At 51.4% G+C, this 24,246-nt stretch carries 22 protein-coding genes; 14 read left to right on the top strand and 8 right to left on the bottom strand.

Features of this window, described 5'->3' with window-relative positions:
• Positions 1 to 49: 49 nt before the first annotated feature.
• Positions 50 to 1,666, bottom strand: coding sequence for an FAD-binding dehydrogenase (locus B142_RS0105670; protein WP_018120584.1), 1,617 nt, complete (start codon positions 1,664 to 1,666; stop codon positions 50 to 52).
• A gap of 402 nt (positions 1,667 to 2,068) precedes the next feature.
• On the opposite strand from B142_RS0105670, the gene B142_RS0105665 reads away from it, so the two are divergent.
• A complete protein-coding gene (locus tag B142_RS0105665) occupies positions 2,069 to 2,746 on the top strand; it encodes an ABC transporter ATP-binding protein (protein WP_162138202.1) in 678 nt (225 codons plus the stop codon).
• Positions 2,739 to 4,061 (top strand): hypothetical protein, encoded by a 1,323-nt coding sequence (locus B142_RS0105660; RefSeq protein WP_155860942.1) that lies wholly within the window; start codon positions 2,739 to 2,741, stop codon positions 4,059 to 4,061. The genes B142_RS0105665 and B142_RS0105660 overlap by 8 nt, the downstream gene beginning before the upstream one ends.
• Before the next feature lie 65 nt (positions 4,062 to 4,126).
• Here the strand turns inward: B142_RS0105660 and B142_RS0105655 are convergent, their stop codons facing one another.
• Positions 4,127 to 4,744, bottom strand: coding sequence for a response regulator (locus B142_RS0105655; RefSeq protein ID WP_018120580.1), 618 nt, complete (start codon positions 4,742 to 4,744; stop codon positions 4,127 to 4,129).
• 15 nt (positions 4,745 to 4,759) lie between these two features.
• Entirely contained in the window at positions 4,760 to 6,061 is a 1,302-nt protein-coding gene (locus B142_RS0105650) for a sensor histidine kinase (protein ID WP_018120579.1), read from the bottom strand.
• Between the two features lie 140 nt (positions 6,062 to 6,201).
• Between B142_RS0105650 and B142_RS0105645 the strand changes: the two genes are divergently transcribed.
• From B142_RS0105645 to B142_RS0105625, 5 genes are all read left to right on the top strand, one after another.
• Positions 6,202 to 7,398 (top strand): ABC transporter permease, encoded by a 1,197-nt coding sequence (locus B142_RS0105645; RefSeq protein ID WP_018120578.1) that lies wholly within the window; start codon positions 6,202 to 6,204, stop codon positions 7,396 to 7,398.
• The gene (locus B142_RS0105640; protein WP_018120577.1) at positions 7,398 to 8,093 is read left to right on the top strand and encodes an ABC transporter ATP-binding protein; all 696 of its coding nucleotides are present in this window, start codon (positions 7,398 to 7,400) and stop codon (positions 8,091 to 8,093) included. Before B142_RS0105645 ends, B142_RS0105640 begins: the two co-directional genes overlap by 1 nt.
• Positions 8,094 to 8,147: 54 nt before the next feature.
• Complete coding sequence (locus B142_RS0105635; protein WP_018120576.1) at positions 8,148 to 9,503, top strand: TrkH family potassium uptake protein; 1,356 nt, start codon at positions 8,148 to 8,150, stop codon at positions 9,501 to 9,503.
• Positions 9,496 to 10,155: a potassium channel family protein gene (locus B142_RS0105630; RefSeq protein ID WP_018120575.1), complete on the top strand. Its 660-nt coding sequence runs from the start codon at positions 9,496 to 9,498 to the stop codon at positions 10,153 to 10,155. The genes B142_RS0105635 and B142_RS0105630 overlap by 8 nt, the downstream gene beginning before the upstream one ends.
• Positions 10,156 to 10,489: 334 nt before the next feature.
• The gene (locus B142_RS0105625; protein ID WP_018120574.1) at positions 10,490 to 11,068 is read left to right on the top strand and encodes a hypothetical protein; all 579 of its coding nucleotides are present in this window, start codon (positions 10,490 to 10,492) and stop codon (positions 11,066 to 11,068) included.
• Positions 11,069 to 11,125: 57 nt separating this feature from the next.
• On the opposite strand, the gene B142_RS13215 is transcribed toward B142_RS0105625, so the two are convergent.
• Entirely contained in the window at positions 11,126 to 11,392 is a 267-nt protein-coding gene (locus B142_RS13215) for a YdeI/OmpD-associated family protein (RefSeq protein ID WP_081604936.1), read from the bottom strand.
• A 739-nt stretch (positions 11,393 to 12,131) separates the two neighbouring features.
• Between B142_RS13215 and B142_RS0105610 the strand changes: the two genes are divergently transcribed.
• On the top strand, positions 12,132 to 13,430 hold the full coding sequence (locus tag B142_RS0105610; RefSeq protein ID WP_236658185.1) for an FtsX-like permease family protein: 1,299 nt from the start codon (positions 12,132 to 12,134) through the stop codon (positions 13,428 to 13,430).
• A gap of 10 nt (positions 13,431 to 13,440) precedes the next feature.
• Positions 13,441 to 14,181, top strand: a complete 741-nt coding sequence (locus tag B142_RS0105605) for an ABC transporter ATP-binding protein (RefSeq protein ID WP_018120570.1) — start codon at positions 13,441 to 13,443, stop codon at positions 14,179 to 14,181.
• An 813-nt stretch (positions 14,182 to 14,994) separates the two neighbouring features.
• Here the strand turns inward: B142_RS0105605 and B142_RS0105600 are convergent.
• The 4 genes from B142_RS0105600 to B142_RS0105585 are packed head-to-tail and all read right to left on the bottom strand — an operon-like array spanning position 14,995 to position 18,600.
• Positions 14,995 to 15,618, bottom strand: a complete 624-nt coding sequence (locus tag B142_RS0105600; RefSeq protein ID WP_018120569.1) for a response regulator transcription factor — start codon at positions 15,616 to 15,618, stop codon at positions 14,995 to 14,997.
• Positions 15,615 to 16,736: a sensor histidine kinase gene (locus B142_RS0105595; RefSeq protein ID WP_236658184.1), complete on the bottom strand. Its 1,122-nt coding sequence runs from the start codon at positions 16,734 to 16,736 to the stop codon at positions 15,615 to 15,617. Before B142_RS0105595 ends, B142_RS0105600 begins: the two co-directional genes overlap by 4 nt.
• Before the next feature lie 58 nt (positions 16,737 to 16,794).
• Positions 16,795 to 17,655: an ABC transporter permease gene (locus B142_RS0105590; RefSeq protein WP_018120567.1), complete on the bottom strand. Its 861-nt coding sequence runs from the start codon at positions 17,653 to 17,655 to the stop codon at positions 16,795 to 16,797.
• 3 nt (positions 17,656 to 17,658) lie between these two features.
• Complete coding sequence (locus tag B142_RS0105585; RefSeq protein ID WP_018120566.1) at positions 17,659 to 18,600, bottom strand: ABC transporter ATP-binding protein; 942 nt, start codon at positions 18,598 to 18,600, stop codon at positions 17,659 to 17,661.
• 241 nt (positions 18,601 to 18,841) lie between these two features.
• Here B142_RS0105585 and B142_RS13860 point away from each other — a divergent pair, with 241 nt between their 5' ends.
• From B142_RS13860 to B142_RS0105565, 5 genes are all read left to right on the top strand, one after another.
• The gene (locus B142_RS13860; protein WP_155860941.1) at positions 18,842 to 19,069 is read left to right on the top strand and encodes a hypothetical protein; all 228 of its coding nucleotides are present in this window, start codon (positions 18,842 to 18,844) and stop codon (positions 19,067 to 19,069) included.
• Between the two features lie 477 nt (positions 19,070 to 19,546).
• Positions 19,547 to 20,767: a sensor histidine kinase gene (locus B142_RS0105580; protein WP_026167867.1), complete on the top strand. Its 1,221-nt coding sequence runs from the start codon at positions 19,547 to 19,549 to the stop codon at positions 20,765 to 20,767.
• A 45-nt stretch (positions 20,768 to 20,812) separates the two neighbouring features.
• Positions 20,813 to 21,496 carry a response regulator gene (locus B142_RS0105575; RefSeq protein ID WP_018120564.1) on the top strand — a complete coding sequence of 228 codons (684 nt, stop codon included), beginning with the start codon at positions 20,813 to 20,815 and terminating at the stop codon, positions 21,494 to 21,496.
• Positions 21,497 to 21,625: 129 nt separating this feature from the next.
• On the top strand, positions 21,626 to 22,351 hold the full coding sequence (locus B142_RS0105570; RefSeq protein WP_039733887.1) for an ATP-binding cassette domain-containing protein: 726 nt from the start codon (positions 21,626 to 21,628) through the stop codon (positions 22,349 to 22,351).
• Positions 22,348 to 23,880, top strand: a complete 1,533-nt coding sequence (locus tag B142_RS0105565; protein ID WP_018120562.1) for an ABC-2 family transporter permease — start codon at positions 22,348 to 22,350, stop codon at positions 23,878 to 23,880. Before B142_RS0105570 ends, B142_RS0105565 begins: the two co-directional genes overlap by 4 nt.
• Positions 23,881 to 24,246: the final 366 nt, after the last annotated feature.

Here is a 24,246-nt window from a genome sequence, read left to right as displayed (position 1 = left end):
CAAGCCCGCGCTAACCTGCTCCAAGGGCACCGTTTTGCCCAGGAGCAGGTTATTTGTCTATAGCGAGCGCTTCTCCCACGCGTTTGCCGGAATGGATGCAGCCGCCTAAGAAGGTGCCTTCCAGCGCATTCTTCCCGTGCATGCCGCCACCGCCGAAACCAGCTGCCTCCCCGCAGGCAAACAAGCCAGGGATGATATTACCGTCTGAATCGAGGCAGCGCCCGGAAAGGTCTGTTTCTAGCCCGCCTAGTGTTTTGCGGGTTAATACCTGCAGCCGTACAGCAATGAGCGGCCCATGTTTCGCATCTGCGAGTTTGTGCGGTGCGGCAGCGCGCACGATCTTATCGCCCAGAAATTTCCGGGCCGTGCGCAAATAATTCACCTGGGCATCTTTGGAAAACGGGTTATCCAGCTGGGAATCCCGATCAGCGACGGTGCGTGCGACACGCTCGCGGTCCAGCAGGCCGTCGTCGGCAAGCGCGGCCATTTTTGCGGTTAACTCATCGAGGTTATCGGCGATCACCCAATCCACACCATGGTCTTTGAAAGCCTGCACGGCCGGGTGCGTTTTTGGCCCAAGCTTGCTGGCCAGTTGCCGGATTGTTTTCTCCGTTAAGTCTGGGTTTTGTTCGGAACCAGAAAAGATGAATTCTTTATCCGCGACGGTGGAGTTCAACAAGAACCAGGAATAGCCGTGGCCTGTTTTACCAATATGACTCAATGCTGCGAGGTTATCGGAGCCGGGAAAAATGTTCGTCGGCAAGCGGGTGCCGGTAGCATCCAGCCACAACGACGACGGCCCGGGAATAATGCGGATGCCATGGTGCGGCCAGATGCTGTCCCAGTTGTGCATTCCCTCTGGGTAGTGCCACATTCTGTCCGTATTCACTAGGTTTGCGCCGGCGTGCTTGGCGACGTCGATGCCGCTGCCGTCCACGTGCGCCGGAACGCCAGCTACTAGATCGTCGGGACACGGGCCCCAGCGATCGCTTGGCCAGCTGGCGCGTACTTTTGCTAGATTGCCTCCGATACCGCCGGTGGCGATGACCACGGATGCTGCATTCAGTTGAAATTCGCGCACGGCTTTTCTGCTTGAGGCCTGGCCACGGGGTAGTGCATCATCGGCTGCTAATTCCACTCCACGGACACCGGTGACTCGGCCGGACTCGTCTTGTAGCAGGCCTTCCACGCGGTGGCGGAAGCGCCAGGTGAGTTGTCCGGTTGCTTCTGCCCGTTCGAGTGGTTCGCGGAAAACCCGTACCACTTCCGGGCCGGTGCCCCAGGTGAGGTGGAATCGTGGAACGGAATTGCCGTGGCCGCTGGCATCGCCGCTACCGCGCTCGGCCCAGCCGATCGTCGGCAAGACATTGAGCCCCAGCTTTTTTAAATAATCTCGCTTTTCACCGGCCGCGAACTGCACGTATGCCTGGCCCCAGGCCTTCGGCCAGCGATCATGGGGTGCGTCGTCGTAATCCGCACTGTTTTCCCAATCGCGCCAGGCAAGCTCATAAGAATCGCTCACCCGCATCAATTTTTGCTCCGGGCTTCCCACGTAAAACAAACCACCCAGCGACCAAAAGGCTTGGCCACCCAGGTTATTGCGGTTTTCTTGGTCGAGGATCACGACCTGTTTCCCGCCCTGTAATGCCTCGTAGGCTGCAACCATGCCCGCCAGGCCGGAGCCGACGATGACGATGGGGGCGGTGGACGAGTCTGTGGATGTCTTTGTTGGGCCACTTTGCGACGATGTCTTGGGTGTTGTGTAAGTCATATTGCAAGTCTAAATTAATCGACGATCTCGGGCAGCGGTGACGGCGGCGGTGCGCGATTCCAAGACAGAGAATGAATCAACTTGTTGTATAGGACCCCCCCTCCGCCGAACTGAGATTGAGACAGATGAGTGATCTACTGCATCTTTCGGGGTAACATAATCTGTGTTACTTTAAAAGAGGTTTACGTATAATCCGGGTTGTCATGTATCTTGTCCACCCCTCATTTCGGAGGTTATCAGACAGTTTCAGCTACAGCCCTCTGATTATTTTCCTTCCTCTATTAGAAAGTCATTTCCGTGAGAACCGTTAACCCCGTACTCGAAGTTCAAGCAGTTGCGGTTAAGGCGACCCCAAGGCATAGCTCCCCTCTAGCGTTACCACTAGATTTTGAGCTTACTCACGGGCAAAAAGCATTATTGTCAGGTTCTTCTGGATGCGGAAAGACCACATTCCTGAACGCAATCGTAGGCTTACACCCCCTCCATGAAGGAAACGTAGTGCTACTTGACGAGTTCAACATATCTAAGACCTCAGTATCGACTCGCCAGAAATTACTCCGAAGCGATATTTCCTACGTTGGCCAAGAATTAGTAGCTTTCCCAGGCCTTACGGTAAAAGAATATTTAGAATTCAATCTACAAATCTGCAAGAAAAAGGTGAATTCAGGATTCTATGTCGGAATTCTTGAATCGTTAGGTGTAGAGCACACTGTAAACCAGATGCTGAATGAACTCTCAAAGGGTCAATTACAGAGAGTCATGATCACTGGTGGACTCATACGACAACCTAAATTACTTCTACTTGACGAGCCGAGCAGTGCATTAGATAGCGACTCGCGGGACAGCTTATTCCGTGTCGTTGACGATGCGGTGCACGAGGGAACAGGCGTTCTCATGGTGTCACACGATCCAGTCGTCGAAAGCTTCGTTGATTCTGTAATCACTATGGAAAAGGACGATGCAAACCATGAATAAGAATCTTCAAAAAATTGGGGCGTCGATCGTCGGCGAGGCCAAAATATATTTCTTTGTCCTTGCACTAGCCCTCGGAATCACCAGCAGCTTTGTTCTTGTTTTAGGTTCAGTTTGGTCGCGATTGATTGCTGAGTTTCCGGATGACCAATTCAAGTTTATTGGTGGCAATATGCTCTTTTGGGCGACATTTGTCGCCATCGCCATGAACATTCCGCTTGCAGTTCTCGGGTCTTTACTCCTTCGCGAGCAATCCATAACGCTTATACGCTTTGGACTAGGTCGGCGTCACTTTATCCGCGTAATGCTTGGGCAAATGTGGAAGCCGTTCGTCGGCGCCTTACTCCTCACAGTCGTGCTTTATTTACCATTTTCTGCGCTGTTAGAATGGCTTCCCGATGATAATGGAAATCCATTAATCAGTGTCAGTGGATTTGGCGTTCCCACTTTTTTCGGCATAGTTCTCGCAATAATCAGCCTCTTCATTCCACTAACTATCTCGGTATTGTTTTTGAGCACGAATTTAGTGACGAGGGTGAACAATAGCTTCAGAAGGTTGCGCTCCATCAAACGCTGGCTCTTGCGGGGGATTTTCGCTTTAGGCGGGACGGCATTAATTATATTCGGAATAGTCTATGAAAACGGACAACAAGGTGGAATTCTTTTTACGGTAGGGATACTGCTTGTTGGTTCTACTCTTGTTCCCCAGGCGGCTCCGCGTATTGCGCTCAATCTTACGACACTCGTTGCTAGGTTATCCTCGTACCGTCCCAGCCCCGTTTTGAGTAAATCTGTGACTTCTGAATACCGGTCACGTTTTTCAGGTATCTCGTTATTTCTGTTCCTCATTGCAAGCATCCCCGCGTTACTTTTCAGCGCATCTGGTATGCAAGCCCGAGCCATGGGAGAAGGCGGTATTGCGCAGTGGGATTTCTGGGTGCTTATGGCCGTGCCTCTAGCCTTTACGTTACTAGCGATTATCTCCGCAAGTCTCATACTTAGCCAATTGCTCAACCGTAGCCTCCATAAATTCCTCAAGCTAGGGATTATGAGCCGTGAATACCATTTCGCATTACTTCTCACGCTTGCTTCAATAGTTTTTTCTTCGCAGGCATTAGTGCTTGCTTGCGTGTTTTTTCTAGGACTACTCATGATGTTCGTCTGGAATATCAGTTTGATTGAAATGTTGAGTGAGTTATATTGGCAACCACTAATATCTGTGTTTATTCTCGTTATGATTTTTGTGCCGCTCCTGTATCTGGGATTCTCTGGTGTGAAGGGCAAAGAGACTCAAACCACTTTGGCATCGAGGAAGTAGTCTAAAAGGAATCTCTCGCCTAAGTGAAGTGCCCCAGATTTCGACTACGGCACACCCTGGTCAGTCTAAATTAATCGACGATCCCGGGCAGCGGTGACGGCGGCGGTGCGCGATTCCACACCTAGTTTCTGAAAAATATGAATCAGGTGGGTTTTCACCGTCGCCTCAGAAATAAAAAGCTTCTTTGCCAAGGCCTTGTTGCTCGCACCGGTGGCGAGTTCCCGCAGAATTTCAATTTCACGCTGCGAAAGGCTCTGTTGCGGTTGCGAAGTCCGCTGCGCCAGGGCCGCTGCCACATCCGGCGACAACGTGCGCTTGCGTTCGTGGGTGGCGATGATGGCGTCGAATAAACTTGTCTCGGGCGAATCCTTCAGCAGATACCCCAACGCACCGGCCTCGAGAGCGGCGACGATATCGGCTTCGGTGTCGTACGTCGTCAAGATCAACACAGGTGGGCCGCCTGCCTTCGCTAATTTGCTGGTCGCGGTGATGCCATCAACCCCCGGCATCTGGATATCGCACACCACTACATCCACATCAGTGATGCTGCCGTCGACAAGCCCATCCACTGCGCTACCATCGGCAGCCTCGTGGGTGACATGCACCCCGTCGAAGCTATTGAGGATTGCGCGCAGGCCAGCGCGGACAACGGGGTGGTCGTCGAGAAGCATAACGCGGATCATGGTGGTCTCCTGGAACTAGCTAGCTGGTGTGTGCTGCGAAGTCAGCGGGATGCGGGCCGCAACAACCGTGCCTTCACCCGGGGTCGATTCAATATTCACTGTGCCAGATAATGCAGCAATGCGTTGCAGAATCCCACCAAGCCCGTAGCCGTGGCTGGACTCTTGCTGGGGTGCCTGCGCCGGGTCAAAACCACGGCCGTCGTCAAAAATATCGACGGTTAATTCATCGCCAAGCACCGCCACCGACACCACCGCATGAGCAGCATGAGCATGCTTGGCGACGTTATTCAACGCCTCTTGCACGCATCGCACCACCGCGGTGACCACGGACGCGGGCAGGCGACGGTGCGTATCACCAGAGAAATTCGCCCGGAATTCGGTGGATTCGCCCAAGCCGCTACCACGGCGACGCATGCGCTGAAGAATCTCAGTGATGGCATCTGGCAGATCTGCTTGCGCAGATGGTGCGGTCAGATCCCGCACGAAACGGCGCGCTTCTGCCAGGTTGTCACGGGCGGTGTCCTCGATCGTGGAAAACACGTCTGTAGCTGCATTTTTGGACTCGGGCGATGCTGCCTCCACGGTGCTAGCGCTCGCCCGTCCAGCACGCGCCAACAACACGATGGAACTCAACCCCTGCGCGAGCGTGTCGTGAATATCGCGGGCCAGGCGCTCGCGCTCTTCCAAACGCCCGGCCTGGTGCTCGGTGGCTGCTAGTTCCTGCTGGGTTGCGGCTAATTCTTCCGCGATACGCCGCTGGGTCAGTGCCTCACGGTGCAACGCGCGATAACTCACATAAATTGCTACGGCAAAAACCGTGCCGATGCCCGGGCCAATCGCCACCGCAATATGCCAATGCTGCGGGTGCAACCATGCAACCACGACCACCCCAGCAGCCCACAACACCGCAGCGGCCAGCAAGTTCGCCGAACGGGGTAATACGGCAAGCGTGACAAAAACCAGCGGGAACAACACCCAAAGAAAATCATTCGCCAATACGAGTGCACTCAGCCACAGCACAACAACGGCGGCCCACCACCAGCGCGCGCTCCGTTGTTGATTCACAGTCGGGCTGGAAAAACTGCCCACACCGCGCCGGGATCGGTATTCCACAACGATGCCGCCCGCATAGACCAGCCCCAGGGCGGCCGCGACCAGCAAAACGACCGGAAGCCCGGCGTGCGCTGCGTCGTCGGCAAGCCAGACCCGCACCGCCCCAAGCACGAGGAGCGCGCAAAACATGGCGTGTAAGCCCACCCGCAGGTTGCGCAACACGCTCGCAAGACCTGGAGTGGACGAGGCAAGATGGTCTGGCATAGTCACCTCACCTAGGCTACTGGGATAGTCGCCGGTGAGGCCGGTGAGTCAGCGCTTGGGCAAGATCAGCCATCTGGTTGATAGCAGAATCAACTAGCACCCCGATGCCGCACTGAGCTGCCAAAACAACAATAGGTATTATGTTTTTGGCACTCAGAGATATCGTCTCCGCCCGCGGACGTTTCAGCTTGATCAGCTTCGTCGTCGGGCTGATAACCGTACTGTTGGTGATGCTCACTGGCCTGACCGGTGGGTTGGCTAAGCACAACACCTCTGCTTTGGAAGCCCTGGCCCCAGAGCGGTACGTGTTCACTAGTGACGGGCCGTCTTTCCAGGAATCCCAAGTCACCACCTCTGATGTGCAGGAATGGCAGGAGCTTGTCGACGATGGCAGCCAGGTTATCCCGCTCGGTACCGCGCAAACCCGGTTGGAAGCTGGATCTGCGATGGGGGTCGCCGTGCTGGGCCTGCCAGCAGGGACTAAGGTTCCAGCGCCCGTAGTATCCGGTGCGGGTGCCGCGGGAACAGAAATAGCTGGTGTCACAGCCGCAGGTGCGGCAACAGAAGCAGAGGCAGGAGCAGATTCGGCCGCGTCGCTGGAGACGCAGGAGACGGTGGTCGCCGAAGACGGCATCGTCGTCAGCCACGAAATTGTTGCCGAGGCCGGTGTGCAACCAGGTGAGACGGTAGAAATCGGTGGCGTCGAACAGCCCGTGAGTGCCGTGGTAGAAGACGAGCACTATTCGCACCAGCCCGTCGTTTGGGCAAGCACGCAGGTGTGGCAGCAGATTTCGCGCGCGCATGACGGCGTCGTCGGTACTGTCCTGGCGGTGGATACCCGGGACCGGCACGCAGGTTCCTTGCGCGATGAGGAATGGCAGGATGCCGAAAACCAGACCGGGGATAGTGTTGCAACAGTCGAGGATTCTTTTTCTGGCTTGGCTGCCTACCAGTCGGAGCAGGCATCGCTCCAGCTGATTCAGGTGTTGTTGTATGCCATTAGTGCTTTGGTGACCGTGGCGTTTTTGAGCGTGTGGACAATCCAGCGTAGCCGTGATCTTTCCGTGCTCCGCGCACTTGGTGCCAGTCCGGGGTACGTGTGGAAGGATGCGCTGGGACAAGCCGCTGTGGTGGTTGGCATCGGAGTTGTGCTTGGCGCCGGCGTCGGCTGGGCAGCTGGCGTGTGGGCCGGGGGTTCTGTTCCGTTTGATTTGCAGTGGACCACCATCGTGGTGCCCGCCGCGGGCATCTGGGTGCTCGGTATGTGTGGCGCATTGGTAGCAACCCGACGAGTGAAAAAGATTGATCCGGCATCGGCATTGGAGGGAAAATCCTAATGAATACTGAAAATAAAAACCTAGCCGATATAAATCCAGCGGTCGCTTGCCACAACGTCACGGTTGATTTCCCAGACGGCACCGGCACCGTGCGCGCTTTGGACCAGGTGTCCTTGCAGGTTTTGCCGGGGACGGTGACTGCCATCGTGGGCGAATCAGGATCCGGCAAATCCACTTTGCTTTCAGCTATGGCGGGGTTGTTGCAGCCCACGGAAGGTGAGGTGCGTATCGCCGGTGAACTGATGAGCGTCGGCTCGGAGGAAAAGCGCAGCGAATTACGGCGCCAGCACATCGGGATGATTTTCCAGCAGCCGAACTTGTTGGAATCGTTGTCTGTTGCCGAGCAGTTGCTGATCACCGACCATTTGCGTGGACACACCCCGCGCCGGGAGCGGGCAGAAGAGCTGTTGGCTAAGGTGGGTTTGGAGGGGCTTGGCAGCCGCAGCGTCGGCAAGCTATCCGGTGGTCAACGCCAGCGGGTGAATATTGCACGCGCAGTGATGAATGATCCGGATGTTTTGCTTGCCGACGAACCTACTTCCGCGCTGGATCAGGAATTGTCTCAAGAGATCATGCAACTATTGCAGCAGTTATCACGCGATTTGGGGATCGCGACGTGCGTTGTCACCCATGATCGGGGAATGTTGAAATACGTGGACGAAGTGGTGGAAGTCATCGACGGCAAAATCAAGTAAAAATTTCACATATTGGTATGATTAGTAGCCGCATGAGGTTTAGAATACCGACTTGTGATTTTCCATTCACGCGCACGCCGCTGGCGGGGATTTAGCCCCGCGCAGCTGGTCTCTGTGAGCTTCCTGCTGCTCATTCTCGCGGGAACAGTCCTCTTGTTGCTGCCTGTATCCCGCAGTGGGGTTGACAACCCGGAGTTCACCACTGCACTATTCACCGCTACGTCCGCGGTGTGCCTCACCGGCTTAACAGTTGTAGATACAGCGACGTACTGGTCTCATTTCGGACAGGTAATCATCTTGGTGCTTGTCCAGATCGGTGGTCTTGGCATCATGACCTTGGCCACGGTGGTGAGTTTTGTGCTGGCCGGGCAGATGGGCGTCAAGGGGCGGCTTCGTGCCGTTGCAGAACAACGCGGAAGAAACCTCGGTGAGGTGCGCACCGTTATCCTCGGCACAATTGGTTTTTCCTTAGCCGTGGAATTCGTGATCACCGTAGTACTCACTATCCGTTTTGCCACGAAATACGGATATGCCTTCCTGCCCGCAGTATGGCAGGGGGCCTTTCACGCCATTTCTGCATTCAACAATGCAGGATTCGGGCTCCAGTCCAACAACTTGATTCCTTACGTCAACGATTCTGGAATTATCTTGCCGGTCGCCGCGGGCGTGATCGTCGGTGGTCTGGGGTTTCCGGTACTGCTAGAGATCAAGGAGCGGCGTTGTTCGAAAGTTCAACGCCCGCGGTCGTTGACTTTGTTGTTTACTCTGGTTGGCACCGCGATTTTGCTGGTTGTCGGCACCATCGGGTTTGGGATCATGGAATGGACGAACAGCTTGCGCGGCCTGAGCCCGTGGTCGGCGGTGCAAGCGGCATTTTTTCATTCTGTATCCACCCGCACTGCCGGATTCAACTCGGTTGATCTATCGAACCTGCGGCCTTCTTCGCTGATGTTGACGGATTTTTTGATGTTCATCGGTGGCGGATCCGGCGGTACCGCAGGCGGAGTGAAAGTAACCACCGCCGCCGTACTAGTGGCAGTGTTAATCGCCGAAGTGCGCGGTGACGACGAGCTACTGGTTGCTGGTCGGCGCATACCCGGGCGTATCGTGCGTCAGTCGATGGCAGTATTCATGATGGCTTTCATTCTGATTGCTGGCTCCATCATGGGGTTACAAATGCTGCTACCGCAGTTCAACTCCCACCAGATCACCTTTGAAACCATCTCTGCATTCGCTACCGTTGGTCTGACCACCGGTATTACTCCGGATCTGCCGGAATTCGCGCGTGTATGGCTGGTAGTGCTGATGTATGCCGGGCGTATCGGCCCCATCACGGTTGTCGCCGCCCTAGCTGCCCGCACCAACCAACGCCGCTATTCATTCCCCGTAGAAAGGCCTTTCATTGGCTAAGCTGTTATTCCACCACGCTAAACAACCCGTCGTCATCATTGGCCTTGGCCGATTTGGCATGGCGTTGGGTGAGGAACTAGTCCAATCCGGTGTAGAAGTACTGGGCATCGATGTAGACGAAGCGGTAGTAACCAAAGCCGCCTCGCTACTCACACACGCCGTCGTCGCCGAAACCACCGACCAAGAAGCACTACGCCAACTCGGCGTACACGATGCACACCGAGTGGTGATCGGCATCGGATCCGATATGGGGGCGTCGCTATTAACGGCATCTGCCGTGATGGATCTGGGCGTGCCTAACGTTTGGGCGAAAGCAGACAACCAGCAACAGGCCAAGATCCTGACACAAATTGGCGTGCACCACGTTGTGCGCCCAGAGCGGGATACTGGCCGACGCGTGGCACATTTGATTGCTGGGCACGTGCAGGAATACATCGAGTTCGATTCTGATTTCGCCATGGCTAAGCTAGCCCCACCGCTGTGGATGCATGGGCGGAAGGTAGAACAAACCCCGCAGGGGATCGCCATTGTTGCAGTGCGCTCGGCAGATGCGCACTTTTCTACTCCACCTGCCGGTTACGTGCTCCGCTCCGGCGACCTCGTGATTGCCGCCGGGCGGATCAATGACCTCGACAAGTTCGCGGATTCTTAAATGAGATGTCGTGGGTCTTCTGCCTGGGTAAAGATGGAAAATCTTTGATCTTGTTGAAGGAGGATGAAGCAGAAGCATGAGTAGGGAAGAAACATGGAAATTTGAACGTAAATGACAGCGCTTCTGATGCTTGCCACTCATCGACTAGATAATAAAGGATTGAAAAGGCTTAGGCGGCAATCTGGGAAAAGCTAATTCTTAATCGGAATGAATTCGAGACTCTGCTAGAAAAACATACCAGGGATATATTCGCCTTTCATGTATCGTGAACAATAGCATCGGAGACCCCCATCGCGGAGCTAGGTAGATTCTATTGGGCCTTTAAGGAGCTGTAATGCAAAATCTGCTAAAGAGAATATCTGAGTTTCAGGAAGCATCGGCATACCACTTCACCTACACACAAAGGACCCTGGAAGCCGGTGGGGAAGTCGCCCAGATCCGTGAAGAGGGAACAGTCGATTATCGGAGTGGCACCATCGAAAGTACGGTCTACGCCGTCGACGGGGAACTTGTCGACGAACAGATGCGCTACCGCGTAGAACGGCAAACTAAATACGCCACTATGGCTGGGAGCGGAGAAAATGCGGAGATGCCGTATTTCGGTCTTGGGATGGAAGCCCCGGGACTGCTGTTGAGTTTGTATATGGCGCGGGAGATCGAGATGGATGGTAACGCATTAAACGGTGTGCTTTCTTTGGAAAATCCGGCACGGCCATTGGCGGATGATGACTATGATTCTATCCGACAGTCTGTCGCGAGCTTATTTGTACAGGGCAATGGTTTTCCGCCACAGTTCAATGTAGAAATAGGTGCCCATAAAGCGACGGTTGAAGTTATTCAATCCCCGGGCAGCCAGCATCATCAAGATATTCGCTCCGGGGTGATTTCTAGTCTCGAGCTAGTTGCTATCTAAGAGTCGCCATGGCGGATGAGGATCCTTTGTCTGCATAGTTTCACGTAAAGGTTATTTTTATTTGCCATTTCTCTCGCGATGTTTGCATCCGGGCCAGCAGCACGGGCGACGTTTGCCTTCATGGAGCTCTTCGCAGGTGCGCCGGATACGGCGGGCGCGGGTTTCTTCCTTTTTCGCATCTGATACCCAACAGATGAATTCATTGCGAGCTAGTAGAGTGAGTCCGTTCCACAGTTCTGCGAGATTTTCGCGGACTAGGGCCTGTTGCAGGTCCTCGGGAAGTGGGTGAACGGCTCCGTCGTAAAGCACAGCCTGTGTTGTCATGACAACCAATTTAGCGGAAGCAGTTCGACGGGGATATTTAGAGTTCTTTGCCGTATTTCACGGCACAGCATGCTCGGTTCTCTAAAGTGCCCAGATTTTGCTACCTACTCAAGCGGAACAAAACCTGGGACATGTCAGGTCTAAAATGAGACCATGCAAACCCCCAATCGGGAGTGTATCTCTCAATAAGAACAATATTTATTAGTTGAATAACGAATTCTAGAAAATATGATGTATGCTACAACTAACGAGTAAATGACGAATTCAGGGAGGAGGTTTTGACTATGGCTTTATCCCCTCCTTTTTTGTTCGGGTGAACAAGGTGCTCCTTTTGCCACCGGGACGGCGAATGACGGTGCATTTAGCCGGAGTGTTTGTTAATTCTGTTATCAATCTTTTTCTGTTGGTTCTCGCACAGAAGCTAAATTGGGGAAATGTTGTAACCGTTACGTTTATTTTATATACATTCGGAATCTGTGTTGATTTTTTTCCGTTTTATAATTCAGACGGTTACAAAACGTTACTGTGCATGCTGGGAATAAAAGAAAAAGCCGAAGGAATGAGTGGAACATTAAAAGGCGTACGCCTGGCTAGTGTCCTATTTATGCTGATTTATATTATCTATACATTATATGCGATAATAAAATTCTATGAGTGAGAGAAATGTATGTATAAAGAAATTCGAGACCTTAAACCGGTTTCCATGGCGGTTCTACTGTTAACTCTAGTATCTTCGTGGATGCTTTCTCTTTCTCTTGGCGTTATAGTCGTTGGCGCTCAGGCTTCTGAAGCGGAATCGGGTGAACAGTTCGCGGCTATGGGAGGTCTTCAAATAGCCCTAACATGTTTGGCGGTGCTGATGTGCCTTCCGTCTGTTGTCAAAGTAGCTATTCGACGAGATTCTCGGCGCATAGCACTTTGGCAGGTTATCGGTGCCTCTCCTCACAAAGCGAGGTTGAGATACATAGGAATAGCTACTATTAGTTCCTTAGCAGGGTCTCTGATGGGAAGTGTTCTAGCATTCTTATCGTGGCCAGCTCTCGGGCGCATTATTGACCACACAGGGTTCCTGGTACTGCCTGCACTATCAGAGCCTTTGACTGTGTGGGCTTGGACTTTTGGGCCGGGGATAGCTTTTGTTGTGTTGTTTTTAGCATTGATTTTGGGAACACGACAGCTGAAAAAGGTAGAGCCGGTAGAGGCCGTGATGGACATGCCTGAGCAAGCGCCTTCTCGCAGCATTGTCAGACTAATAATCTCAGGTCTCATCATAACAGGCATCATTGTTGGGTATATAGGTATTGCATCAACTCCACCACTTGATGACATGGAGCGTCTCAGCGGATTACTCTCCTCTTATTGGGGTGCAGGGCTTGGATTGTTGCTCGCCTATGGCTTGTCAGACCGAGTGGTGGTCAAGCCAGTTGTTACCTTAATAGGTAGACTATTGCCACTGAACTGGCTGGACAGTTGGGTGCTTGCCAGAACATCGGCTCGTCGACGAGCCACGTTGTCTACCTCGGTTGTTACCCCATTGGTTGTGGCAGCGGCGGCGGTTGGCTCTATCTTCGGCATGGTTAACCAAACCAAGAACATTATGTTTGTCTCGGGTGCAAATGAGTCGGACCTTCAGGTTAGTCCAACAAGCCAAATCATCCTGATCTTTGGTGCGCCCGTCATTATCGCTGCTTTTTCTGGCGTGATTGCCGTGTCTCTCACAAATGAGTGGAGACGACATGACGTTGCCTTGCTGCAAACCTTGGGCGCAACTACAGCTTCAATTCGGTGGTCTTCCGTATTTGAATGCATTATTTATTTCTTATCGGCTGTTGTGATTTCCTCAATTATTCTGGGTTTTAATGCTTTGGCCATCGGTGTCGCATTTGGACAAGGTCCGGTTCCAGACGCAAGCCCCATATGGATTGGAAACGAAACCTATTTCCTGCTTATTGCCGGATTTTCGCTACTTGCAGTATCTATTGTGATTCCAACATTTAAGGAATCCAGAAAGCTCAATATTACCGCAATCTCGCATTAAGGAAAATAAAATGACTAATATTATCGAGACACAAGAACTGAAAAAATCATTCTCAATCAATAAGAAGGAAAAAGAGCAAGTCATTAGGGGGATTAACTTTTCTGTCACTGAGAACGAGTTTATCTCAATCGTTGGCCCTTCTGGATCGGGGAAATCAACGTTTCTTTACTGCATTTCTGGACTCGTGCAAGCTGACTCTGGGCACAGTTTTTTGTGTGGAGTTGATTTGGTGACTGCGTCCAAAAACCAGCGGAGCGATATTCGTCGTAAAAACGCGAGCTTCGTTTTTCAAGATTATAATTTGGTAGATTCCATGACAGCCATGGAAAACGTCCAGCTTGGCTTACGATTCGTATCTAAAAAGATTGCGAAAAAGGAGCTGAATGGCCTTTTTGAAAAGTTTGGGTTGGCCGAACGAAAGAATTATTATCCTGCCCAACTTTCTGGTGGCCAACGCCAACGAGTGGCGATTATCAGAGCCTTAGCCACGAAGCCTCGAGTGTTGTTCGCCGATGAGCCGACGGGTGCGTTGGACTCTCGGTCTGGGAGCTTAGTCATGAACGAACTTGCAGAGCTCAGCCGACAAGGCGCTGCTGTGGTCATGGTGACGCATGATTTAGATGTGGCAGCACAGGCACAGCGTGCCGTTGTCTTGTCGGATGGAAGGTTGATAAAGAACCTTGAGAACCCAACAAGGCAAGAACTGTTCCAAGCTCTTGATACGAATAACGGAAATGAAAAGAAATTGTAGTTTGCATTTTATGAAGAGGATAGGTGCATTTGGGTTTTGTATGCGGGGTATGCAAAGGGACTATTGGGAATGAGGTGCCTGGTTTTCTTCGGCTTTTGCCTAGGTTTTCCATTGTCTCGTGCCCCGGGGTGCCGGACCAAAACTCTTCCTCGTCCTAAGGCGGTGTGCGATATCCCAAGTTTTGGTGGAGACTTTTCTCGTTCCACCAATGCACCCGCTCAAACGTCGCGATTTTCTCCTCGACAGCATCATCCCATTTTCGGTTATGGATCAGCTCATTTTTGCAGGACCCGATCACTGTTGCAGCTAGAGCATTGTCATAGGAGTCGCTGACAGTTGCGATGGAAGCAGTAATGCAGTCCTGGGAAAGGCTCTCGTTGTAGACAATGCAATGACGTATTGCGAGCCATGGTCTTCAATGGTGAATAAGACCTTTTCCTCGCCGCGACAATTGCCTGGTTAAACGCTTGCAGCGGCAATACTTCGGTGCGCATCAAATCCGATAGTGCCCACCCAATGACCCATCTGGAGTAAACATCCTGGTAAATTTTTTGGGCATAGTCCAGATTTTCCCTTCTACTCAGAGGGCACAACACCTGGGACACTTCACCTTGCGTAGTTTTTTGGGAACCGCTCAGCTGCGATGTGGAGAGCCGGACTAATGCCCTGTCTTTGGTGTATGTCCATTTAGCGTCTTTTTAAATAGGAATTTAGTTACCAGCTAGTTAATCGATTGTTTGACTGGACGATTGTGGACGGTGACTTCGTAGTCGTTAATGTAGTTGGGGATAGCGAGGAGCTAGAGTTCTCAGCCTAAATCCACCCTAATTCTCGGGCGCGCAAATGTGCTTCGAATCGGTTTTGTGCACCGAGCTTTGTCATTGCTGAGGAAAGATAGTTCCTGGTCGTTCCGGGTGCAAGGAAGACTTCTTTGGCAATTTGTTCTATCGAACCTCCTTTACCAGCGGCTTCGATAACATCAGCTTCGCGTTCGGTCAGTGGGCTGGAAGCTGCGGTGATGGTCATAGCAGCGAGTTCTTGGTCGATGAAGCTTCTGCCTTCGTGTACCGAGCGAATCGCGGTGGCAAACTCTTCTGCGGTCGCCGTCTTCGGAAGAAATCCTTGTACCCCGGAGGTCAGCGCTCGTTTCAGTTGGTGTGGTCGCGAATGACTCGTAACTATCACTATCGCAGTGTGGGGTGACAGCTGCGAAATTTCCTGTGCTAGCTCGACACCATCAATGCCTCCGAGCTGCAGATCTGTCACCAGCACACTAGGCAATGGGGAGTCGAGGGTGCTGGCCTTTTTCCACCAAGAGATCACTTCTTCACCGGAGGCAAAGGTCCCGGTCACCTTAAGATCGTCTTCCAGATCTAACAAGGTTGCAAGCGATGAAGCGATCAGCTGCTCATCATCGACGATTGCTAGGGAGATCATCGATTCGTGTCCTTCCAGGAAAGTGTCGCGGTGCACTGATTGTTTTGGTGGATAAGAGAGATGGTGCCACCGATTTGCTTAGCCCGTTCCTGTAGCGCTTGTATGCCACCGAGCGGCCCGATATTGCGCTCCACCCCATCATTGGTGATGGATACCGCGTGTTCAGAAAAATTGATGTTAACGACGCTTGCGCTCGAGTGTTTCATTACGTTGGTGGTCGCTTCGCGTATGAACCAGGCGGCGGTTTGTTGGCAGGTGTTCGGGATGTCTTGTGGATGTCCTGTCACGGTGACCGCGATGTTTGCTTTTCCCAGTAGGTTACTGGCCTCTTCCAGCTCAGAGTTTGGGTGCAACGTGCGATAGCCTGTTACCACTTGATGTAAATCCGTACGCATAAGACGTACGAGCTTTTCAATGTCGCGAAGTTCATCATCTGTCCGGTTAGCGTCTTTCCTGTGCAGTGAGATGGCGAGCTGTGTCTTCAGGGACAGCGCCGCGAGGCGTTGTCCCAAGCTGTCATGCAGTTCTTGGGCGAAGCGCAGGCGTTCTTCCTGTACTTTCACTTGTGACTGCAACTCTCGCGTCCGGTAGAGCTCCGTGACAATCTCCACCGACCACACAGTTACCTTGTTCACCCAAACCAATGCTAATGCAAAAGCAACGATATAGATGGGATGATCCAGCACGGGGTGCTTAACCACGGATGCAGTGATTACGCTTAGTACCATCACGATCAGATAGGCGTGTTTAATATGGATCGATAGCACGAACGCGAAGCTGCATAATAAAAATAGCGACAGCCCGCTAGTAATTTCCGTGAGATGCGAAGCGCGTTGCGTGGCAAGAAGCCCGATGGAGATAGCCCAGCACAGTAGATTTACAGTGATAGCTCCCGGATAAAGCTTCCCGAGCGGGCGAGAGTCCGTTGAAAAGGCTGGTGTTCGTTCGATTACTAGTGCAGTGAGCCCGCCGTTGAATAATACGACGAGCAAGACGAGGGCAGGCTGAAATTCGCTGGACGATACCAATACTTCTCGGAAGCTCAAGACAGCAATCGCTAGCAGCGCTACATGCGTCGAGAGTCGAACGTAGGTGGAGAATTTTTCGGTCTCTGACATCTCCGCGAACCTTCGTAGCACCGTCATGCTGTCAGAGTACATTGAGTTTTATGAGCAATCAGCGGTTGGTTTCCCATTTCATGTAGCGGAATGCGGCCCACATTAACGCAACACTCCAGACCATCATGAGCGCAATCGGGGCCAGTGCAGTGGCCAGAGTGGTCGTTAGTTCGCCGTCCGTAGGGGCGATATCCGCCGTAAGTGGTTGGCCAGTCCACTCGATGAAAGTGAGATCACCAAGCAGTGCAAACGGAGTGCGTGCCAACGGATTTTGGATTTGATCGGGTAGCGCCGATCGCAGGGGAGACTGTGAGAACATGGCCAAAACCATGACGGGAAGAGACGTCATCTGTGCGGCTTCGGCATTGGCAGTGATCGAGCTGGTAAGCAGCGCCAAACCTGTGGAGATGACGATTCCTAACACCATGGCCAGAAGCAGCAGAATACCTGTGCTCGGTATGCTGCCCGTGTAGAAGATGAGTATGCCGGACATTAATACGGTAAGCAGGAGTGACATGATCGCCCCGGGCGTCGCCAACGCAGCTATAATCTCCGCGCTGCGAGCCTCACCAGTACGTAATCGTTTGAGCACGCGCTCATCACGACGCGTAGTAGTCATAGACAGCACGGAGTAGAACTGGACGAACATCAGCGTAATGAGGAAAAACACCTCCATTGAGATTGCGGCGCGTACTTGTGTACTTGCGGGCTGTCCGTCTCCGCCCATGATCAGCATCAATAGGCCCACTCCAATGGGAAATACGATAGCCATGAACAGCAGTGTCTTGTTGCGCAGGTACTGTCGGATTTCGGCTATAGCTAAAGCTCGGTAGCGATTCCAGCTGCAGCCCCGGTGCTTGGAGGATTCTGAAGCCGATCCGCCGACGGCATTGACTCTGCGGGAGTTAGTAGAAGCCATCGCCTACGCTCCTTTGTAGCTAGTTTGAGAGTTTTGATTGTCAGCGATGCTCATGAATACCTTTTCCAGAGAGGCAGGGCGAGCGGAGAATCTTTCTAGCTCAATATGGTTTTCACGGGCCCACTCTAAGACCGCGAGAGTGTCCTGGGGCAGCTGCTTTGTAGAGATCGTGTGGTATTTCTCCTCGGTGGTGATGGTGGTACCCGGAAGCCGGGGCGGGGTGTGGACACTGGATACCGTGATCTCGGCGGAGACCGAATTCACCAGTTCGGAGAGTGTGCCCTCGCGGGCAATGGTTCCTGCATTCATAATGGCGATGCGGTCACAAAGCAGTTCGGCTTCTTCCAAATAATGGGTGGTGAGGATCATCGTGACACCCTGATCTTTGAGTCGCAGGAGTAGATCCCAGACATTTCTACGAGATTCCGGGTCGAGCCCCGTGGTGGGCTCGTCGAGGAATAGCAGTTCCGGATTCCCGAGTAGGGCACAGCCGAGATCGAGCCGACGTTGTTCGCCGCCAGAGAGGACTCCTACACGAACATCAAGTCGGTGGGATAGCTCGACGTCTGCAAGTATTTCCTCCGCATCGCGAGGATTAGAGCATGTACCCTGCCACATCTTGATAGTCTCCTGAACCGTTAGCTGCGAGGGAAGCCCACCCGATTGGAGCATGATGCCCATTCTTGGACGAATGAGAGCCTTATCAACGAAGGGGTCTCGCCCGAAGACTTTGACTTCACCAGAAGTTGCAGGGGCTAGCCCTTCGAGAATCTCCAACGTGGATGTTTTTCCAGCGCCGTTGGTTCCAAGAAGGCCAAAAACTTCACCTCGGCAAACACGGAAATCAAGCCCCTTGACAGCTCGGAACGCTTTCGTCCCCTTACCGTAGCTACGGGTAAGGGCGTTGACTCGAAGAACTGTTTCAGGTCTTGCTAATTCCTTCATGCTTCTATGCTGGCAAAATTTCAATCGTTTGAACGCTAGGATTGATCACTATTTTCTCTGCTTGAGGTCATTAGGATGGCATGACATTTGTCATTATTCGCAGTGTGGCGGGGCAAGATTTCCACTGGTTGCGCATGATAAAACTCATATGAACTGCATATATTTGGCACTAGGTTTCAGGCGAGGGGACCGGCACAGTGGAAACACAATAAGCAAATGAACCCGCGGGGAAGGCATTATCATGAAAATTTTTCACGATATGATTCGATTAACTCCAGCACCGACGATCGGACGTGAGGCAGCCGTATTTTTCCTGACAATGGCAGTCTTAGCAATTTGCGCATACTTAGCGATTGGCTCCGCCAACAGAATTCTAGTTCTAGCACTGGTGGGTGTCCTCGCTGTATATGCGGTGGGCCGATTGCTTTACCGACTGCTTAATCCTAAAGATGGCGTTGCCCATCGGTAGATGCACTAGGTCTGGTGTCTGCGATTGATCCACCGCAGACACCATTTTCGGTTTGTCTTTTTCGCCTTAGTCAGTAACAAAAATTAGGAGTTGCTTCTCCAGTGTCTCTATTTCGCTGTTCGGTGGGGCACAACGGTCTCCGTGGTGCCGGAGCAGCGTTACTGGGGCGGCAATGTCTTTCCAGTGAGTACAGAAAGAATCGAGGTCTTGATTTTAGACGATCGTGCCCTCTTTACCCGCGACAAATAATTCTAAGTAAATAGGATTGATATTATTTAGCAACCTGGCTTAATTTGCAGCGCCCTGGATTTTCCCTTCTACTCAGAGGCAACAACGCCTGGGACACTTCACTTCACCCGAGTCAACTGAACAGAGTCGGGATAAGCTTCACTCGTGTTGGAGCGAGAAACCTCACGATAGTGATGAGGATAAACTCGCCATTATTTGACGTTAGCCCACCGAAGCGAGGACACCGTAATGATTCAGAAAATCCCCTTGAAAGCTTGGGAACTGATGTTTTCTTTATTGGTGCTCTTTTTGGCTCTCTTTTACGTCTCTATAGCGTTTGATGGGGGACTCCACAGATCTATTCAAGCTGCTTTGGCTGTTGCTTTTGTACCCGTCAGCTTTTTCTGGCGGATTAAACCCCTATTGTCTTCATTCTTGATGGTGATGATTCTGTATGCATGGTCCTTTAATTGGATTACTGCACTCCCAACTAACCTGGGATTAACCCCTTTCTTCTTGTTTCTTCCTGTCGCCGTATATCGAGTTTCGCGCCAATCTGACAGTAAAAGGTGGGTGACTGGTATTGCACTGCTAGCTTTCCTCTATTGCGTTATCTCTCCAGTCATGTGGCAATTTGGGCCTGACGGAATGGCCTACCGTAGCCTCGAACAAGCCATCTCGTGGCTTCTAGTACAGTGGCTCGCGCTTTCCATAGTCCTGCAGTTCGGTCGGGCTGAACGAAAACAAGAACAGCAACGGGAACTCGATAGAAGAATAAAGGAACAGTCAAATCTAGAGAAATTAAGAAAAATCCAAGACCAAGAAAGAATGCAGATTGCGCGAGAAATTCACGATATCCTTGCCCATAGTTTGACATTAATTAATGTCCAAGCTTCTGCAGGAGAAATAGCTGGGAAAACCTCTGCCGATAATAGCAACAACGCGCAAGAGGAAGCTCTAAGGAATATTCGTAGAATCAGTTCTGATTCGTTAGTGGAAGTTCGCGGGATTGTCCGAGCATTAAGAGACAACACTAGTAAAAGCCAAGATCAAGGCCTGACTGGTTTAAGCAATGTGCATTCTCAGCTAGAGAATTTTTCGAAAGCTGGACTCAAAATACACGCTGATTTGCCATCTCCAGAAAAGCTGCAGGAACTTGTACAATCTGCGCCTTTAATTACTCAATTGGCTGTACGCAGAATCATCGATGAGTCGCTAACGAATGTCCTTCGCCACCAGGGCGTTGCAACTTCTACGACTATAAAGATGTCAATCTCTTTTGTCACTAATGAAATTTCTTTGATTATTACAAGCAAATCAGAAGGAAAAAATGTCGAATCGTTTGACGGCTCAGGAAGTGGCATAATCGGTATGCAAGAAAGAGTGGCCAATCTCGGCGGCTGGATTACTTTCAAACGTGAAGGTGACATGTTCGCCGTAACAGCTTCGGTGCCGATTCTGCTGGGATAATATCCCCGGACGCGCAAAGCGTGAATTATTTAGACGGTGGTAGAGATGAAGATTCGAGTGCTAATCGCGGATGACCAGCCGCTGATGGCTTCTGCCTTGAAAACAATCTTGAGTACTCAAACAGACCTTGAAGTTGTTGGTTTAGCGCAAAATGGGATTGAAGCGGTTCAGATTGCCTCCCAATGGAAGATTGATGTTGCGGTGCTGGATATTCAAATGCCACAAATGAATGGGTTGGAAGCTGCAAAGCAGATCTTAAAAGAGCATAAAGATACTAAGGTGCTGATGTTAACAACCTTTAGCGACGATAATCTAGTGGAAAGTGCCCTAGAAGTTGGAGTTCACGGGTTCCTGCTTAAAGATATTGATCCTGAAAACTTCATCAGTTCTGTACGTCGAATTTATGAAGGAGCTTCGATACTTTCTCCGGATGTAACTAACTTCGTATTCGAGGAATTTCGGCGAAGATCAAGCTGGAAGCGTAAACCCACTAATGACGAAGTCAAGATAGTGAACTCTCTGACCGAACGTGAGAAAGAAGTTTTAGGACGTATTGCCTGTGCGGAGACGAATGCAGAGATTGCGGGTGCTCTTTTTATAGGTACCGCGACGGTCAAGACATATGTTTCTCGGCTGATAAATAAATTAGGAGTTCGAGACCGCGTTGGCTTAGCTGTCTGGGCACACAAAAACCATTTGACGAATCCAGAAGAATCATCGCAGTATTAAGCAACCGGACAAACGGCTCGCTTCATCCTCTAGGCTGATGCCGTATTCCGCCGTGTGACGTAGCAAGACTTCGTGAAAAGCATCCTAGAGATAGATGTTTTTGTCTTAGGTGCGACGCATCATAGAGTCATGGCTAAGACAGACGGACTAACACCTGCAATCTCATGTAATGATCTGCGGATTAGTTATTCAGGGCATGTAGTTCTTGATGGGTTCTCGATGGACGTAATCCCTGGTCGGGTCCATGCGCTTCTGGGACGGAATGGAGCAGGGAAATCTACTTGTTTCCGTATGATTCTTGGTTTGGAAGACCGCGGACAAGGGGCTATCCAAATATTTGGCTCTCCCCGGACTAGAGACAGTCTGAAGAATATCGGTGCCTCCATCAATGGGCCAGCCTTCTACGGTCACCTCTCAGCGCTAAATAATATCCGTGTCCACGCTAAGCTGCTCAATATTCCAGATCTCCAGGCACAGGAAGCGCTTGATTTCGTCGGACTGGGACATGCCGGGAGAAAGAAGGCGCGTTCTTTTTCCACTGGCATGAAGGCACGACTTGCTCTTGCAATGGCAATTCTTGGACGCCCTCCTATCCTTATTCTCGATGAGCCTCAAAACGGTCTTGATCCGCAGGGGATCGCAGATCTGCGAATTCTTATACGTAATTGGGTGAAGTGTGAAGGTACCGTTTTGGTTAGTTCCCATCAGCTCGGGGAAATTTCTAAACTCGCTGATGACATCACGATCCTAGCCAAAGGACAGAGTGCTTATTCTGGGCCGTTGAGCCATTTTGCAGCAAGAGATCACCTTGAAGAACGCTTCCTGGGCATGACCCAAGGAAGTGAAGAATCATGAGCAAAATAAGGTCTGTGTTTGCTCGATCGCAGAGTGCGCCGAAAGCATCCTATATTATTCAGGCCGAAATTATTCGCACAAAAGGATCAACAGTGCAATGGTTTCCTCTGATTGGTCTGTGGATTGGTATAACTAGTTCGACCTTAGCTTTCTGGACTTCTGGGGATCATGATGCCTCGGGTGCGCTGAGTTGGCAGGCTATGTACGTCACTGGTATGGCTGCTCCGCTCCTGGCTTTATTAGCTGGTCTTGCAGAAGATAGGGAAAAAGCTAACCGATACGGAGGAACCGACGTTCGGCCGGTGTCGCCATACGCGACTCGCGCGGCACGTAGTGGTGTTCTCATTGGAGTGTCTGCATTATTTCACCTGTTGAACTTTGGGTCGTCCTGGGCATTAACAATAATGGATGGCCGTGACGGGGCGAATTCCCTTCTTGTTGCAGGTGGGCTAGCGTTTATGTGCAGCATTTCGACAATTTGTATTTTCAGCCTGGTTGCACGGTATTTCTCTATTGTAATGACGTTGTTAGCAGCGGTGGTGTATCAAGTAGCCGGAACTCTTTTATCTGAATCCTCATTGTGGCATCTGTTTCCACCAGCCTGGCCTGTGCGTTTGCTTCTACCTGTGCTTGGTGTTCACTCTAATGCGGTGCCTTTGACTGGAGGAGAGTTACTTGCGCAAGAAACTCCTTTGCAAGGCATTATCCGTAATAGCCTCTTGGCGCTTGCTGCTTTTAGCTTGGCAATTTTCGCGCGAGGGCGCCAAAGAAAAGTTACGAATAAGAAAAATACTCAAGCCCAACGACAACAGAGCATTTCACCTGTACAGTTTTCTCTTGATTCTGTATACGCTTCGCCTGATTTTTCTGGGCGCAATAGTCCAGACAACCTGGCTCTTGCTTTATCGTCCATCGGGATCGCATTATTCCGTAGCAGCATTTCGTGGTTGTTATTTGCCGTGTTAGTGGTTTTTGGGATGATGGCTGTCTTTTATCCAGCAAGCTATATCAGCGGCTTCTATACATTTTTCGTCCTACCCTTAGGCGCAGGCCTTCTTCCTATCTTGAGTTGGAAATTGTTGTCTTCTGCGTGGAGAGTCACTGTATTGGAGAACGCTAAAACTCGTGTTTCCTACCTTATATGGCATTACATCTTGCTCGTATTTCTCGCGATGGTACTAGGAGTTTGTCATACGTTTGCGGGCGGGAATTTTGCTGAAACGATGAAGCTTGTCGTGTTGTGGTCAACGACGGGAGTCGTGCTGGTGACTATAAGTACCGTGCTGTGTGTGTCCTACGGTGCTGGCCTCACGATCGCATGGTCAATCTTTATCACGGTATTGTCGGCGACTCTGGGAGGTGATGTCCTGGCTGAATCCATTTTGTGGGTTGTAGCGTTGCCTGCCTGGCCAGAGATTGCTGATACTCCAGAACGGCTCATTTTTGCAGTGATAACTGAATTACTTGTTTTTAGCCTAACAGCGCGTTGGTTTTTCGTGGCACTCAGAAAGTTTGAGCGAAGATCCTAGGTTCTGATATTCAGAAAGGTGACCTGACCCCCTGTTTGGTGGACACCTGATACCCAGAACGTTTGAAGTGTCCCAGATTTTCCCATCTACTCAGACGGAACAAAACCTGGGACACTTCACTTGGGCTGTACTGCTGCGACTAAGAAAGTCTGCTGTTAAGGTGTGAGTATGACTACAGCTATTATCATTTTTCTCGCTATCTATTCGGTAAGTATAACTTTGATGTTTTTGCGGAAGGATAAGGGGAATAAAAAATAGTATCAATCTTTGTGCTTGAAGCTCCGCCTATCGTAGAGAGCTGGGCGGAGTTTTTACGCGCTCGATTTCTGTTGGTGGCGGCTGCGTTATAGGTCTAAGTAGTAAACT

Origin of the sequence: Corynebacterium propinquum DSM 44285 (assembly GCF_000375525.1) — a bacterium.
Classification (GTDB): Bacteria; Actinomycetota; Actinomycetes; order Mycobacteriales; family Mycobacteriaceae; genus Corynebacterium; species Corynebacterium propinquum.
This window is presented reverse-complemented; position numbering and strand designations above follow the sequence as displayed.